Origin of the sequence: Streptomyces decoyicus (assembly GCF_019880305.1) — a bacterium.
Lineage (GTDB): Bacteria > Actinomycetota > Actinomycetes > Streptomycetales > Streptomycetaceae > Streptomyces > Streptomyces decoyicus.
The window spans coordinates 2,997,597-3,011,155 of sequence record NZ_CP082301.1 but is presented as its reverse complement, the minus strand read 5'-3'; the positions used below and the strand labels follow the sequence as shown (position 1 = coordinate 3,011,155).

The 13,559-nt window shown below is 71.4% G+C and carries 11 protein-coding genes; 8 read left to right on the top strand and 3 right to left on the bottom strand.

Translation table 11 applies throughout. From position 1 onward, the window contains the following. Positions 1-60 precede the first annotated feature (60 nt). The 5 genes from K7C20_RS13180 to K7C20_RS13160 all read left to right on the top strand — a co-directional run bounded on the left by K7C20_RS13180 (position 61) and on the right by K7C20_RS13160 (position 7,292). Positions 61-1,185, top strand: a complete 1,125-nt coding sequence (locus K7C20_RS13180) for a Gfo/Idh/MocA family protein (protein WP_053210377.1) — start codon at positions 61-63, stop codon at positions 1,183-1,185. Further along, positions 1,182-2,327 carry a dihydrodipicolinate synthase family protein gene (locus tag K7C20_RS13175; protein WP_053210372.1) on the top strand — a complete coding sequence of 382 codons (1,146 nt, stop codon included), beginning with the start codon at positions 1,182-1,184 and terminating at the stop codon, positions 2,325-2,327. Before K7C20_RS13180 ends, K7C20_RS13175 begins: the two co-directional genes overlap by 4 nt. Continuing rightward, the gene (locus K7C20_RS13170) at positions 2,324-3,184 is read left to right on the top strand and encodes a sugar phosphate isomerase/epimerase family protein (protein ID WP_030087804.1); all 861 of its coding nucleotides are present in this window, start codon (positions 2,324-2,326) and stop codon (positions 3,182-3,184) included. The genes K7C20_RS13175 and K7C20_RS13170 overlap by 4 nt, the downstream gene beginning before the upstream one ends. A gap of 353 nt (positions 3,185-3,537) precedes the next feature. Then, on the top strand, positions 3,538-5,826 hold the full coding sequence (recD2, locus tag K7C20_RS13165) for an SF1B family DNA helicase RecD2 (protein WP_030087806.1): 2,289 nt from the start codon (positions 3,538-3,540) through the stop codon (positions 5,824-5,826). 176 nt (positions 5,827-6,002) lie between these two features. After that, the gene (locus K7C20_RS13160; RefSeq protein WP_030087808.1) at positions 6,003-7,292 is read left to right on the top strand and encodes a citrate synthase; all 1,290 of its coding nucleotides are present in this window, start codon (positions 6,003-6,005) and stop codon (positions 7,290-7,292) included. A gap of 540 nt (positions 7,293-7,832) precedes the next feature. Here K7C20_RS13160 and K7C20_RS13155 read toward each other — a convergent pair. Next, a complete protein-coding gene (locus K7C20_RS13155; protein ID WP_030087810.1) occupies positions 7,833-8,120 on the bottom strand; it encodes a heavy-metal-associated domain-containing protein in 288 nt (95 codons plus the stop codon). A 227-nt stretch (positions 8,121-8,347) separates the two neighbouring features. On the opposite strand from K7C20_RS13155, the gene K7C20_RS13150 reads away from it, so the two are divergent. Together K7C20_RS13150 and K7C20_RS13145 are read left to right on the top strand one after the other, a co-directional pair. Continuing rightward, positions 8,348-9,007 (top strand): DedA family protein, encoded by a 660-nt coding sequence (locus K7C20_RS13150; protein WP_053210371.1) that lies wholly within the window; start codon positions 8,348-8,350, stop codon positions 9,005-9,007. Between the two features lie 249 nt (positions 9,008-9,256). Then, positions 9,257-9,829 (top strand): GNAT family N-acetyltransferase, encoded by a 573-nt coding sequence (locus K7C20_RS13145; protein ID WP_048830258.1) that lies wholly within the window; start codon positions 9,257-9,259, stop codon positions 9,827-9,829. 47 nt (positions 9,830-9,876) lie between these two features. Here K7C20_RS13145 and K7C20_RS13140 read toward each other — a convergent pair whose 3' ends face one another. Beyond that, a complete protein-coding gene (locus K7C20_RS13140; protein WP_030088072.1) occupies positions 9,877-10,908 on the bottom strand; it encodes a Gfo/Idh/MocA family protein in 1,032 nt (343 codons plus the stop codon). A gap of 271 nt (positions 10,909-11,179) precedes the next feature. Here K7C20_RS13140 and K7C20_RS13135 point away from each other — a divergent pair, with 271 nt between their 5' ends. Then, positions 11,180-12,382, top strand: coding sequence for a LacI family DNA-binding transcriptional regulator (locus K7C20_RS13135; protein WP_030088071.1), 1,203 nt, complete (start codon positions 11,180-11,182; stop codon positions 12,380-12,382). A 173-nt stretch (positions 12,383-12,555) separates the two neighbouring features. On the opposite strand, the gene K7C20_RS13130 is transcribed toward K7C20_RS13135, so the two are convergent. Further along, a complete protein-coding gene (locus K7C20_RS13130; RefSeq protein WP_048830257.1) occupies positions 12,556-13,503 on the bottom strand; it encodes a 2-dehydropantoate 2-reductase in 948 nt (315 codons plus the stop codon). Positions 13,504-13,559 lie beyond the last annotated feature (56 nt).

Sequence of the window (13,559 nt, the reverse complement as noted above, 5' to 3'; positions counted from 1 at the left end):
AGCGCGACTCCCATCTCGGAGAGGGGACGGGCCGTGGCACACACGACCGTACGCATCGCGATGAACGGCGTGACCGGGCGCATGGGGCAGCGCCAGCACCTGGTCCGCTCCCTCCTCGCCCTGCGGGATCAGGGCGGCCTCGAACTGGCCGACGGCACGGTGATCCGGCCCGAACCCGTGCTCGTCGGCCGCAGCGCGCCCAAGCTGCGGGCACTGGCCGAACGGCACGGCCTGGCGCACTGGAGCTGCGACCTCGACGCCGTACTGGGCGACGACACCATCGGCATCTACTTCGACGCGCAGATCACCGCCGCCCGCGAGGAGGCCGTGAAGAAGGCGATCGCTGCCGGAAAGCATCTCTACGTCGAAAAGCCCACCGCCGGCAGCCTCGCGGGCGCGCTGGAACTGGCCCGGCTGGCCCAGGAGGCGGGCGTCAAGAACGGCGTCGTCCAGGACAAGCTCTTCCTGCCGGGCCTGCGCAAGCTCCGCCGCCTCGTCGAGGGCGGCTTCTTCGGCCGCATCCTGTCCGTACGGGGCGAGTTCGGCTACTGGGTCTTCGAAGGCGACTGGCAGCGGGCACAGCGCCCCTCCTGGAACTACCGGGCCGAGGACGGCGGCGGCATCGCGGCCGACATGATCCCGCACTGGGAGTACGTCCTGCACGAACTGTTCGGGCCGGTCAGAACCGTCCAGGCGCACCTGGCCACGCACCTCCCACGCCGCTGGGACGAGTCGGGCACCCCCTACGAAGCCACCGCCGACGACGCCGCATACGCCCTCTTCGAGCTGCCCGGTGGCACCGTCGCCCAGATCAACTCCTCCTGGGCGGTCCGGGTGCACCGCGACGAGCTGGTGGAGTTCCAGGTCGACGGCACCGAGGGCTCGGCCGTCGCCGGGCTGCGCCACTGCCGGGTCCAGCACCGTGCCCACACCCCCAAGCCGGTGTGGAACCCCGACCTCCCGGCCGCCGAGCCGTTCCGCGCGCAGTGGCAGGAAGTCCCCGACAACGACACCTTCGACAACGCCTTCAAGACGCAGTGGGAGCTGTTCCTGCGGCATGTCGTCCGCGACGAGCCCTGGCACTGGGACCTGGCGGCGGGCGCCCGCGGCGTCCAGCTCGCCGAACTGGCCCGGCGGTCCTCGGCGGAGGGCCGCCGCCTGGACGTACCGGAGCCGAGCCGGTGAACGCGCCCGCCGACCCCGCCCCGTCCGCGGCGCACCCCGCGCCCCGGCCGGCTTCCGCGCGGCCCCCGCTGGGCTCCCGTACGGTCCTCGCCGCCGCCCATGTGGTCGCCGATCCGCGCGCCGACACCACCCCGGACGGCCCGGCCGCCGTCGACTGGGACGCCACCCTCGCCTTCCGGCACCACCTGTGGTCGCACGGCCTGGGCGTGGCCGAGGCGATGGACACCGCACAGCGCGGTGCGGGCCTGGACTGGGGCGCCGCCGCCGAGCTGATCCGGCGCTCCGCCGCCGAGGCCAGGGCGGTCGGTGGCCTGCTCGCCTGCGGCGTCGGCACCGACCAACTGCCGCCGCACGGCGCTTCCCTGGCCGACGTCCGCGGCGCGTACGAGGAACAGCTCGGGCTCGTCGAGGACGCCGGCGCCCGGCCGGTACTGATGGCCTCCCGCCGGCTGGCTGCGGCCGCCACCGGACCGGAGGACTACCAGGAGCTCTACGGCCACCTCCTGCGCCAGGCCGCACGGCCGGTGATCCTGCACTGGCTCGGCCCGATGTTCGACCCGGCGCTGGCGGGCTACTGGGGCAGCGCGGACCCCGACGCCGCCACGGAGACACTCCTCGCGATCATCGCCGGCCACCCCGCCAAGGTGGACGGCGTCAAGGTCTCCCTGCTGGACGCCGGCCGGGAGGTACGGCTGCGCCGCCGGCTGCCCGGGACGGTGCGCTGCTACACCGGCGACGACTTCCACTACCCGGAGCTGATCGCCGGCGACGACCACGGCTTCAGCGATGCCCTGCTGGGCATCTTCGACCCGCTCGCCCCGTCCGCCGCCGAAGCCGTACGCCTCCTGGACGCCGGGGACACCGCGGGCTTCCGGGCCGTCCTGGACCCCACCGTCGCGCTCTCCCGGCACCTCTTCCAGGCGCCCACCCGCCACTACAAGACAGGCATCGTCCTGCTGGCCTGGCTGGCGGGCCACCAGTCGCACTTCACCATGGTCGGCGGTCTCCAGTCGGCCCGCTCCCTGCCGCATCTGCGGCGCGCCCACGAACTCGCCGACGGGCTCGGCCTGTTCCCCGACCCGGAGCTCGCCGCCCACCGGATGCGCACCCTGCTCGCGGTATACGGGGCGGAGGACGCATGAGCGACGGCACCCCCTCCCTCCTCGACCGACTCAGCCTCAACCAGCAGACCCTCCGGCAGTGGTCGCTGCCCGAACTCGCCGACGGCTGCGCACGGGCGGGCGTACGGGGCGTGGGCCTGTGGCGCGCCCCCGTGCAGGAGTACGGGGTGGCCGCGGCCGCCCGGCTCGTACGGGACGCCGGGCTGCGGGTCACCAGCCTGTGCCGGGGCGGGTTCTTCACCGCGCTGGACCCGGGCGAGCGGGCCGCCGCCCTGGACGACAACCGGGCGGCCGTCGACGAGGCCGCCGCCCTCGGGACGGACACCCTGGTCCTGGTCTCCGGCGGACTGCCGGCCGGCAGCCGGGACCTGCCCGGCGCCCGGGAGCGGGTCGCCGACGCCCTGGGCGAGTTGGGCCCCTACGCCGCCGAACGGGGCGTCCGGCTGGCCGTCGAACCGCTGCACCCCATGTACGCGGCGGACCGCTGTGTGGTCTCCACGCTCGCCCAGGCGCTGGACCTCGCCGAACGGTTCCCCGCCGGGCAGGTGGGCGTGATCGTCGACACCTACCACCTGTGGTGGGACGACACCGTCGGCGCGCAGATCGGCCGCGCCGGCGGCACCGGCAAGGAGAACGGTGCGCGGATCGCCGCCTTCCAGCTCGCCGACTGGGTCACGCCCCTGCCCGCGGGCGTCCTGCTGGGGCGCGGGCAGCTCGGCGACGGCGTGGTGGATCTGCGCTGGTTCAGGCAGCGGGTCGAGGCGGCCGGCTACCGGGGGCCGGTCGAAGTGGAGATCTTCAACCCGGCACTGTGGGCGCGGGACGGCACGGAGGTACTGGCCGAGATCGTGGACCGCTTCCTGACGCACGTAGGCTGACGAGAGATGCGTCGGACGACGAGAGGCGCGTCGGCTGACGAGAGACGCGTCGGACGACGAGAGGCGCGTCGGCTGACAGGAAACGCGTCGGATGACGAGGGGAAAGCGCACAGCGGGTACCGGAGAAATAACTCAGCGGATGCGCGCAACCGTTGGCCGTCCACAAAGGTCATAGCTGACGCTGGTCCCGACAGGGGAGGGGCCCGGGGGGGACCCGGGGCCGGCACGGAGGGGGAATCGAGGGGCCCGACCATCGGACGGGCCCCTCGATGGGAAGCCGGTTCTCCCGTCGAGGGGAAGCAGGTTCTCCCGCCTCCCGGCGCGGTGTCAGACCCCGGCGGTACGGTCGGTCCATGGTCAACGCAGCCGTGGTGGAAGGGGTCCTGGAGCGGATCACCTACGCCAATGAGGAGAGCGGCTATACCGTCGCGCGGGTCGACACGGGGCGCGGCGCGGGCGATCTGCTGACCGTCGTCGGCGCCCTGCTCGGGGCGCAGCCGGGCGAATCGCTGCGCATGGAGGGCCGCTGGGGCTCCCACCCCCAGTACGGCAAGCAGTTCACCGTCGAGAACTACACCACCCTCCTGCCCGCGACGATCCAGGGCATCCGCCGCTATCTGGGCTCCGGCCTGATCAAGGGCATCGGACCCCGCATCGCCGACCGCATCGTCGAGCACTTCGGCACGGACACCCTCGAGGTCATCGAGAACGAACCCGGGCGTCTGGTGGAGGTGCCCGGCCTGGGCCCCAAGCGGACGAAGATGATCGGCGCGGCGTGGGAGGAGCAGAAGGCCATCAAGGAGGTCATGGTCTTCCTCCAGGGCGTCGGCGTGTCCACCTCCATCGCCGTGCGGATCTACAAGAAGTACGGCGACGCCTCCATCTCCGTCGTCCGCAACGAGCCCTACCGCCTGGCCGCCGACGTCTGGGGCATCGGCTTCCTGACCGCCGACCGCATCGCCCAGTCCGTGGGCATCCCGCACGACAGCCCGGACCGGGTCAAGGCGGGCCTGCAATACGCGCTGTCGCAGTCCACCGACCAGGGCCACTGCTTCCTCCCCGAGGAACAACTGATCGCCGACGCCGTGAAGTTGCTCCAGGTGGACACGGGCCTGGTCATCGACTGTCTCAGCGAGCTGGCCGCGGACCCGGAGGGCGTGGTGCGCGAGAAGGTGCCGGGCGGCGCGGACGGTGCGCCGCCCGTGACCGCCGTCTACCTGGTGCCCTTCCACCGCGCCGAGATCTCCCTGGCCGGCCGGCTGACCCGGCTGCTGCGTACGGACGAGGACCGGATGCCGGCGTTCCGGGACGTCGTCTGGGACAAGGCGCTGGCCTGGCTGGCGCGCAGGACGGGCGCCGAGCTGGCCCCCGAGCAGCAGCAGGCGGTGCGGCTGGCGCTGACGCAGAAGGTCGCGGTGCTCACCGGCGGGCCCGGCTGCGGCAAGTCCTTCACCGTCCGGTCCGTCGTCGAGCTGGCCCGGGCCAAGAAGGCCAAGGTGGTGCTGGCGGCGCCCACGGGCCGGGCGGCCAAACGGCTCTCGGAGCTGACCGGCGCGGAGGCCTCCACGGTCCACCGCCTCCTGGAGCTCAAGCCGGGCGGGGACGCCGCCTATGACGCGGAGCGGCCGCTGGACGCCGATCTGGTGGTCGTCGACGAGGCCTCGATGCTGGATCTGCTGCTCGCCAACAAGCTGGTCAAGGCGGTGCCGCCGGGCGCCCATCTGCTGCTGGTCGGGGATGTCGACCAGCTGCCTTCGGTGGGTGCGGGCGAGGTGCTGCGCGATCTGCTCGACGGGGGAGGGGCCGCGCGAGGGGGGTCCCCCCGGGCGGAGTCTGGGGGAGTGTCGGACAGGGGTGGTGGTCGGGTGGCGGGAGGGACGGTGCCGGCCGTCCGGCTGACCCGGATCTTCCGGCAGGCCCAGCAGTCCGGAGTGGTCACCAACGCCCACCGCATCAACTCCGGCGTCCCGCCCCTGACGACCGGCATGACGGATTTCTTCCTGTTCGCCGAGGACGACGCCGAGGAGGCCGCCCGGCTGACGGTGGATGTCGTGGCCCGCCGGATCCCGGCGAAGTTCGGCCTCGACCCGCGCCGGGACGTCCAGGTGCTCACCCCGATGCACCGCGGCCCGGCCGGTGCGGGCGCCCTGAACGGCCTGCTCCAGCAGGCCGTCACCCCCGCCCGCCCCGATCTGCCCGAGCGCCGCTTCGGCGGCCGGGTCTTCCGCATCGGCGACAAGGTCACTCAGATCCGCAACAACTACGAAAAAGGCCTCAACGGCGTCTTCAACGGCACGGTGGGCGTGGTCACCGCCCTGGACTCCGACGAGCAGCGGCTGACCGTCCGCACTGACGAGGACGAGGAGGTTCCGTACGACTTCGACGAACTCGACGAACTCGCCCACGCCTATGCCGTGACGATCCACCGCTCGCAGGGTAGTGAGTATCCAGCGGTGGTGATTCCGGTCACCACCAGTGCCTGGATGATGCTTCAGCGCAATTTGCTGTATACCGCTGTGACCCGGGCAAAGCGTTTGGTGGTCCTGGTCGGCTCCCGCAAGGCCCTGGGGCAGGCCGTCCGCACGGTATCCGCCGGTCGGCGGTGTACAGCGCTCGATCACCGGCTCGCCGGTGCGATGTGAGGTCACCCCTCTTTCCTATTCGGGGCGAAGGGGGGCAGGATGGGCACTCAGACGGCACTGAGTGCCGCAGACAGGCTCTATAGCCGACCCCGAGTGCACAACCAAGGCCCAAATGGGGGAAGGTATAGGCAGTCAGGGCACCTCGAAGAAGAGGCACAACGTCGGTGAGGGATGACGTGAGCGACAACTCTGTAGTACTGCGTTACGGGGACGGCGAATACAGCTACCCGGTCGTCGACAGCACTGTTGGCGACAAGGGCTTCGATATCTCGAAGCTTCGCGCCCAGACCGGTCTGGTGACCCTGGATTCCGGTTACGGCAACACCGCGGCGTATAAATCCGCGATCACCTATCTCGACGGTGAGAACGGCATTCTTCGTTACCGCGGGTACCCGATCGAGCAGCTCGCAGAGCGCAGCACGTTCGTCGAGACCGCGTACCTCCTCATCAACGGCGAGCTGCCCACCGTCGATGAGCTGGCGAACTTCAAGCAGGACATCACGTACCACACCCTGCTGCACGAGGACGTCAAGCGCTTCTACGACGGCTTCCCCCGGGACGCCCACCCGATGGCGATGCTGTCCTCGGTCGTCAGCGCGCTGTCGACCTTCTACCAGGACAGCCACAACCCGTTCGACGAGCAGCAGCGCCACATCTCCACGATCCGGCTGCTGGCCAAGCTCCCGACGATCGCGGCCTACGCGTTCAAGAAGTCGGTCGGCCACCCGGTCGTCTACCCGAGCAACGACCTCGGGTACGTCGAGAACTTCCTGCGCATGACCTTCTCGGTGCCCGCCGCGGACTACGACCTCGACCCGGTGGTGGTCAGCGCCCTCGACAAGCTGCTGATCCTGCACGCGGACCACGAGCAGAACTGCTCCACCTCCACGGTCCGCCTGGTCGGCTCCTCGCAGGCGAACCTCTTCGCCTCGATCTCCGCCGGCATCAACGCCCTGTGGGGCCCCCTGCACGGCGGCGCCAACCAGTCCGTGCTGGAGATGCTGGAGGGCATCCAGGCCAGCGGCGGCGACGTCGACTCCTTCATCCGCAAGGTGAAGAACAAGGAAGACGGCGTGAAGCTCATGGGCTTCGGGCACCGCGTCTACAAGAACTTCGACCCCCGCGCGAAGATCATCAAGGCGGCGGCGCACGACGTCCTCTCCGCGCTCGGCAAGTCCGACGAGCTGCTGGACATCGCCCTCAAGCTGGAGGAGCACGCGCTCTCCGACGACTACTTCGTCGAGCGCAAGCTCTACCCGAACGTCGACTTCTACACCGGCCTGATCTACCGGGCCATGGGCTTCCCGACCGAGATGTTCACGGTGCTCTTCGCGCTCGGCCGGCTGCCCGGCTGGATCGCCCAGTGGCACGAGATGATCAAGGAGCCCGGCTCCCGTATCGGCCGCCCGCGGCAGATCTACACCGGTGTCGTCGAGCGCGACTTCGTGCCGGTCGAGGAGCGCTGACGGCCGCCCTTCGAGGGCAGCCCTGACGAGCGCAACGAGAAAGCGCCCCGCCTCCGGATCCCCCCACGGGTCCAGAGCGCGGGGCGCTTCCCCTATCCCGGCTGGATTCCCCCCACGGGATCCCTCCGGGTGTTCCGGGTTGCACCGCGATCTGCCGGGACGCGCACATTCGGGAGGGCCGCTCAAAGCTCCCCGGGCGCGTCGCCCCGGCCACGCGTAGCCGGGCACGATCCCCCAAGACCTGCACGGCTGTTGCAGTACAAGCCCCGCCGGGGTGCCTGCACTGCCCGGTTAGACTCACGACCCCCCTCAATGGTTACGTTCCGATGAGTGTGATCTGGGTCTCTTGCCATATAGGGGCGAATGCGGTCAAGGGCCTCGATCTGGAGATCGAGGCCCTTGGGTATGGGTGTTGTGTCAGTTGTAAGGGCTGTGTGAAATTTCGTGGGCGCGGGCCCTTGGTGGCCATGAAGGCCGCGGACCGCCCCTGTCCACGTCGACCCCGGCCTGCGCCGCGCGTGGTGGAACGGGGAGCCGGGATCAGGTCGCCTGGCCCACGAGTTCGTAGCCGGCCTCGTCGACGGCCGCGCGCACGGCGTCCTCGTCCAGCGGGGCCTTGGACGTGACGGTCACCAGGCCGGTGGTCGCGACCGCCTGCACCGAGCTGACCCCGGCGAGCCCGCCGAGCTCGGACGTAACCGCCCCCTCGCAGTGGCCGCAGGTCATGCCCGTGACCTTGTAGGTGGTGGTCACCTCGCCGACCTGGACGTCGGTGCCGCCGGAGTGGCAGGAGCCTTCGGGGGTGCAGCAGGAGCTGTTCTCGGCCATGGGGGATTCTCCTTGTGGTGCCGATGTGTTCCGTGTGGTGCCAAGTGTCGTGGTGCCGCAACGCACCGCGAGAGGCCCGGCGGCTGCCGGTGTCTCCCGACCCTGAGCACTTTATACCCCTAGGGGGTATCGTTTCCAGGCTCCGGCGCGCCCATCGCGTTGCCGCGCGCCCCTCCTCGCGTCAGCCTTGGGGTACGGGCTCGGGGCGGATCCGAGGAGGCGGCCGTATGGACGTACTCGCCCTCTACGGCCTGCTGGTGCTCACCACGCTGCCACCGCTGGTCCCCAACTCCGCCCTGCTTGTCACGACCGGAGTACTCGCCGCCCGGGGCGAGGTGTTCCTCCCCCTGATCCTGCTCATCGTCGGAGGCAGTGCCCTGCTGGGAGACCTCCTGATGTACCTGGCCGCCCGGCGGTTCGGCGAGCCCGTACGTGCCTGGATGCGCCGCAACCCCCGCCGCGAGGCGCTGCTGGAATGGACCTCGCGCCGGATCCAGCGCTACGGCCTGCCCTTCGTGATCGCCATACGGTTCCTGCCCAGCGGGCGGATCGCCGGCGCCCTGGCCTCCGGAGTGCTGCGCTACCCGGTGCGCAAATACGTCCTCGGTGCCGGAATCGCCGAGGCGACCTGGGCGACGTACTCGGTCGGCCTCGGCTACCTCGGCAGTGCCACCACCGGCCGCCCGCTCTACGCCGCCGGCATCGGCTTCGGCGTCTCCTGCGCGGTCGCCGCGGTCGGCGCCGCGATCCAGTGGGCCGCCCGCCGCCGCACCCTGCGCGAACCGTCGGAGGAGAACGGCGAGGGCGAGAGCGGCGGAGCCTCCAAGGGGGGCGACGGGGGGAGGGGCGAGGGGTGGGGCGGCCGGGCCTCGTCTGCGGCGACGTGACGGGGTGGGCCGTGGCCGGGCGGGCGGGCGATTCAGGCCTCACCGTGCCGTCGCTGCCGGCCCGTTGCCGCCTCTTCCGCCTCTTCCGTCCCTCCGTCCCTCCGTCCCTTCCGCCCTTTCCATCCCTTCCGCCCTTTCCATCCCTTCCGCCCTTTCCGTCTCTTCCTCCTGTTGCCGTAGCCGTGTCGCTGCCGCCCTGTTGCTGTCGGCACCGGCGTGATTGTCAGTGGGTGCCCTTACAGTTCAGACATGACGTTGATTACGGAGAGTGACGGTTCGGCTCTGCTGCGGGTGCGGATCGAGCCGTGGGCGGCGGCCGACCTCGATCTGCTGCGCAGGACCAACGCACCGGAGATGACCGCCCACCTGGGCGGCCCGGAGACCGAGGAGCAACTGCTCGCCCGGCATGCGCGCTATCTCGACCTCGACGGAGCGGGGCAGATGTTCCGCATCATCGTCGACCCGGAGGGCGCGGTGGCCGGGTCCATAGGTTTCTGGGAGCGGGGACAGCAGGGGGAGGAGGTGTACGAGACGGGGTGGGGCGTGCTGCCCGAGTTCCAGGGCCGGGGCATCGCGGTCGCGGCGGCGCGCGAGGTCATCGCGGCGGCCAGGGCCGAGGGCCGGCACCGCTCACTGCATGCCTTTCCGTCGGTGGAGCACGCCGCATCCAATGCGGTCTGCCGCAAGGCCGGGTTCACCCTCGTCGGAGAGCGCGCCTTCGAGTATCCGAAGGGGCACCTGATGCGCTCCAACGAGTGGCGGCTGGACCTGACCGCAGCGGCGGGCCCCGCACCGTCGGACCGTGCCGGCGAAGGGAGTTGAGGGGCGGGAGGGTGTGATGAAGGGGAACGTCAGAAAGTCGGGGTCGCTCACGCGCCCGGAGCCGCACCACCGGCGGTGGCCCGGACATCCGCCACGGCGACCGGCCCGCCGGTGCGCCGCGAACGCTCGCACGCCTCGGCGACATAGAGCGCCTCCAGCGCCTCCGCCGGCGAGCACGGGCTCGGCGCCCGGCCCGCCACGACCTCGGCGAAGACGCCCAGTTCGGTGACGTATGCGTCGTGGAAGCGCTCCATGAACGTGGCGTACGGGTCGGCAGCCCGCTGCCACGACAGCTTCGCCTCGGCCGACGGCAGCGGCGCCCGGTCGTCCAGGCCGACGAAGCGGGCGCCCTCGGAGCCGCAGACCTCCAGGCGGACGTCATGGCCCGCCCCGTTGTAGCGGGTCGCCGTGACGGTGGCCAGGGTGTCGTCGTCGAAGCGCAGCAGCGCCGCGCAGGTGTCCACATCGTCACCGTCGGCGAAGAAGGGCGCGCCCCGGTTGGCGCCCTGGGCGTAGACCGAGACCACCTCGCGGCCGGTGAGCCAGCGCAGGATGTCGAAGTCGTGAATGCTGCAATCCCGGAACAGCCCGCCGGAGGTGGGGATATAGCCGGCGGGCGGCGGCGTCCGGTCGCTGGTGCAGGCGCGCAGGGTGTGCAGCCAGCCCAGCTCCCCGGAGTGCAGCGCCTCGCGCGCGGCGCGGTAGCCCGCGTCGAAGCGACGCTGGAAGCCGATCTGTACGGGCACGGTGCCGGCCTGCGCCCGCTCCACCACACCGACGGTGCCGGGCACGTCCAGTGCGACCGGTTTCTCGCAGAACACCGGCACCCCGGCGTCCAGGGCCTGGTGGATCAGGCCGGCGTGGGCGCTGGTCGCGGCAGTGATCACCACGCCGTCCGGACCGTCCGCGTACATCTCCTCGATGCTCGCGGCGGCCCGTACGCCGAGGGTCTGTGCCAGTGACGCGGCGCGGGCGGTGTCCACATCCGCGACCACGATGTCCGTGACGCCCGGGACGCTCCGCAGGGTGTGGGCGTGGAACGCGCCGATGCGCCCGGTGCCGATCAGACCGATCTTCATGCCTCGGGTCCTTTCCGGAAGTACGGAGAGCGAAGAGGAGGAGGGAGGAGAGGAAGGGGGAGGAGAGGGAGAGGAAGGCGGGAGGGGAGGCGGGAGGGGGAGGAAGGCGCCCGCCCCGACCACTTTGGAACGGTCCAACCCTCGCCATACCGGCACCCTGCATGTCCTGATGTCCGCATGTCAACCGTTCTGCAGGGGCGCAGTGGCGCATTGAGGCCCACTCGCTCCCATGGATTGACGCTCACCCGCCCCGATGGAAGGATTTCCGGCTATGGAACGGTCCAACCAGCGAGCCCGCGGACGGCCCGGAGAGCGGTCCGGAGGCGGTGCCGGAGAGCCGTCCGGAGGCAAGGCCGACGACAAGGCTGAAGACAACGCCGAAGACAAGGCTGAAGAGCGACCGGGCGCGCGGACGGGCGCCCGGCCGGGAGCGGTCCCGGAAGCGGGCCGGCCTCCGACGATCCGTGGTGTCGCCGAGCGCGCGGGCGTCTCCAAGTCGCTGGTCTCGCTCGTATTGCAGGGCTCGCCGCGGGTCAGCGACGCCAAGCGGCAGGCCGTGCTGGAGGCCATCGAGGAGCTGGGCTACCGGCCGAACGCCGCGGCCCGCAGTCTTGTCGCACGCCGTACGCACACCGTCGGCGTGCTGCTGAACGATATGCGCAACCCCTGGTTCGTCGAGGTGCTCGACGGGCTGAACTCCCTGCTACAGGCGCACGGCCTGCGGATGCTGATGGCCGACGGCCGGCTGGACCGGCGGGCCGGCCAGGATTTCGCCCGCACCTTCCAGGAGCTGCGGGTCGACGGCATCGTCGTCGTCGGCACGCTCCCGGACACCGACGGCCTCGCCGAGGTCGCCGAACGGCTGCCGACCGTCATCGCGGGCAACCACGAACCCCGTTTGCCGCGCGTCGACCTGGTCGCCAACGACGACGAGCGCGGCGCCCGGCTCGCCACCGAGCACCTCATCGGCCTCGGCCACCGCCGGATCGCCCATATCGCCGGGCAGGGACTGGTCGGCGAACTCCGCCGACGCGGCTTCGAGTCCGCCGTACGCGCCCACGGCCTGGCGGCGAGCGCCGTAGTGGAGAACGGCGACGGGACCGAGGAGGGCGGCTACCGCGCCGCGGTCCGGCTGCTCAACCCCTCGCGCGGCTCCGGCGGCCCCGTTGCCGAACGCCCCACCGCCGTCTTCGCGTTCAACGACATCTCCGGCGTCGGCGCGCTGTCCGCCGCCCAGGAGCTGGGCCTGGAGGTCCCCGCCGACCTCTCCCTCGTCGGCTACGACAACACCTACCTCGCCCGCATCCGCCACCTCTGGCTGAACTCGGTCAACAACGCCAGCCACGAGGTCGGCCGACGGGCGGCGCGCTGCCTCCTGGACCGTATGGAACGCCCGGACGCCCCGGCCGGCCGGCAACTCGTGGCCCCGGAACTGGAGATCAGGGGCTCGACGGCACCACCCCGGCCCGTCTGACGCCCGCGCAGGCTGCGCCTTTCCTACCCAGCCCTCTCCGGCCCCGCGGTACGCCTTCGCGGCCCTATGCCCGCAGTCCGTACGTCCTATGGCCGCGCCCCTATGTCCGTACGCCCCCAAGTCCGTACGCCCCTACATTTCTACGCCCGTACGTCCCTGCGTCCCTTACACCTCTAGGCCCGTACGTCCCGATGTCCATGCGTGCCTTCGCGCCGCAGCTCGTGGTCCACCGCTCGCAGCAGGGTCAGCAGCATCCTGTTCAACGGGGTGGCGATGCCGTGCCGTTCACCGGCCCTGACCACCGCGCCGGTCAGGAACTCGTGCTCCAGGGGGCGGCCCGCGAGGCGGTCGTAGAGCATCGAGGAGCCGCCGTCCGGAGGTGCGGTGGCATAGAGCTCCAGCGTCCTGGTGATATCCGCTTCGCCGATGTCCGCGCCCTCGGCGCGCGCGACGACGGCCGCCTCACGCAGCAGATCGCGGGTGAGCGCGGCCATCTCCGGGTCGGCGAAGATCCCTATCCGCTGTTGGAGAAGGGCGGTGATCGGATTGGCCGCGAGGTTGGTGAACAGCTTGCGCCAGGCGGCCGTGGTGAAGTCGGAAACGCGATGCACCCGCAGCCCGCTGCCGTCCAGCACGGCGGCGAACCGGTCGGCCAACGGGCCCTCGGGCACATGCAGTTCACTGGCGACGTGATGCAGGATGCGGCCGGGCGCGGTGCGCTCCGCCGAGATGTAGACCACGGTGGGCAGGATGCGGGTGCCCCGGGGCACGAGCGGAGCGACGCGCTCCTTCAGGCCGATGCCGTTCTGCAGCACCGCGACGGCCGTGTCCCGGCCGCACAGCCGCCGCAGCCAGCCCTCGGCGCCCGCGGTGTCCTGCGCCTTGGTGGTCAGCAGCACCCAGTCGACCGGCGCCACCTGCGCGGGGTCGGTGACGATGCGTACCGCCGCGGGCCGGACCGTGCCGCCGCTCTCGACGCTGAGACCCTCCAGCGGGCTGCGGACGCACAGCGTGACGTCGAGACCGGCCCACTGGGCAAGGGCGGCGGTGTAGCCACCGATCGCGCCGCCGCCGATCACCGCGATCCGGGCGGGAGCCGCTGCCTGGGGTTTCTGGGGCATACCTCGATCGTAGGGCCGGGAGGCCTGGCGGGCGGGTGTCCCCCGGCCCCCGGCAT

Bases quoted from the DNA above. Each gene is read 5' to 3' on its own strand.
- K7C20_RS13150 (WP_053210371.1), top strand. From the start codon at position 8,348: ATGGACGTACTCGCCCTCTACGGCCTGCTGGTGCTCACCACGCTGCCA.
- K7C20_RS13135 (WP_030088071.1), top strand. From the start codon at position 11,180: ATGGAACGGTCCAACCAGCGAGCCCGCGGACGGCCCGGAGAGCGGTCC.
- K7C20_RS13180 (WP_053210377.1), top strand. From the start codon at position 61: ATGAACGGCGTGACCGGGCGCATGGGGCAGCGCCAGCACCTGGTCCGC.
- K7C20_RS13145 (WP_048830258.1), top strand. From the start codon at position 9,257: ATGACGTTGATTACGGAGAGTGACGGTTCGGCTCTGCTGCGGGTGCGG.
- K7C20_RS13140 (WP_030088072.1), bottom strand. From the start codon at position 10,908: ATGAAGATCGGTCTGATCGGCACCGGGCGCATCGGCGCGTTCCACGCC.
- K7C20_RS13170 (WP_030087804.1), top strand. From the start codon at position 2,324: ATGAGCGACGGCACCCCCTCCCTCCTCGACCGACTCAGCCTCAACCAG.
- recD2 (WP_030087806.1), top strand. From the start codon at position 3,538: ATGGTCAACGCAGCCGTGGTGGAAGGGGTCCTGGAGCGGATCACCTAC.
- K7C20_RS13155 (WP_030087810.1), bottom strand. From the start codon at position 8,120: ATGGCCGAGAACAGCTCCTGCTGCACCCCCGAAGGCTCCTGCCACTCC.
- K7C20_RS13130 (WP_048830257.1), bottom strand. From the start codon at position 13,503: ATGCCCCAGAAACCCCAGGCAGCGGCTCCCGCCCGGATCGCGGTGATC.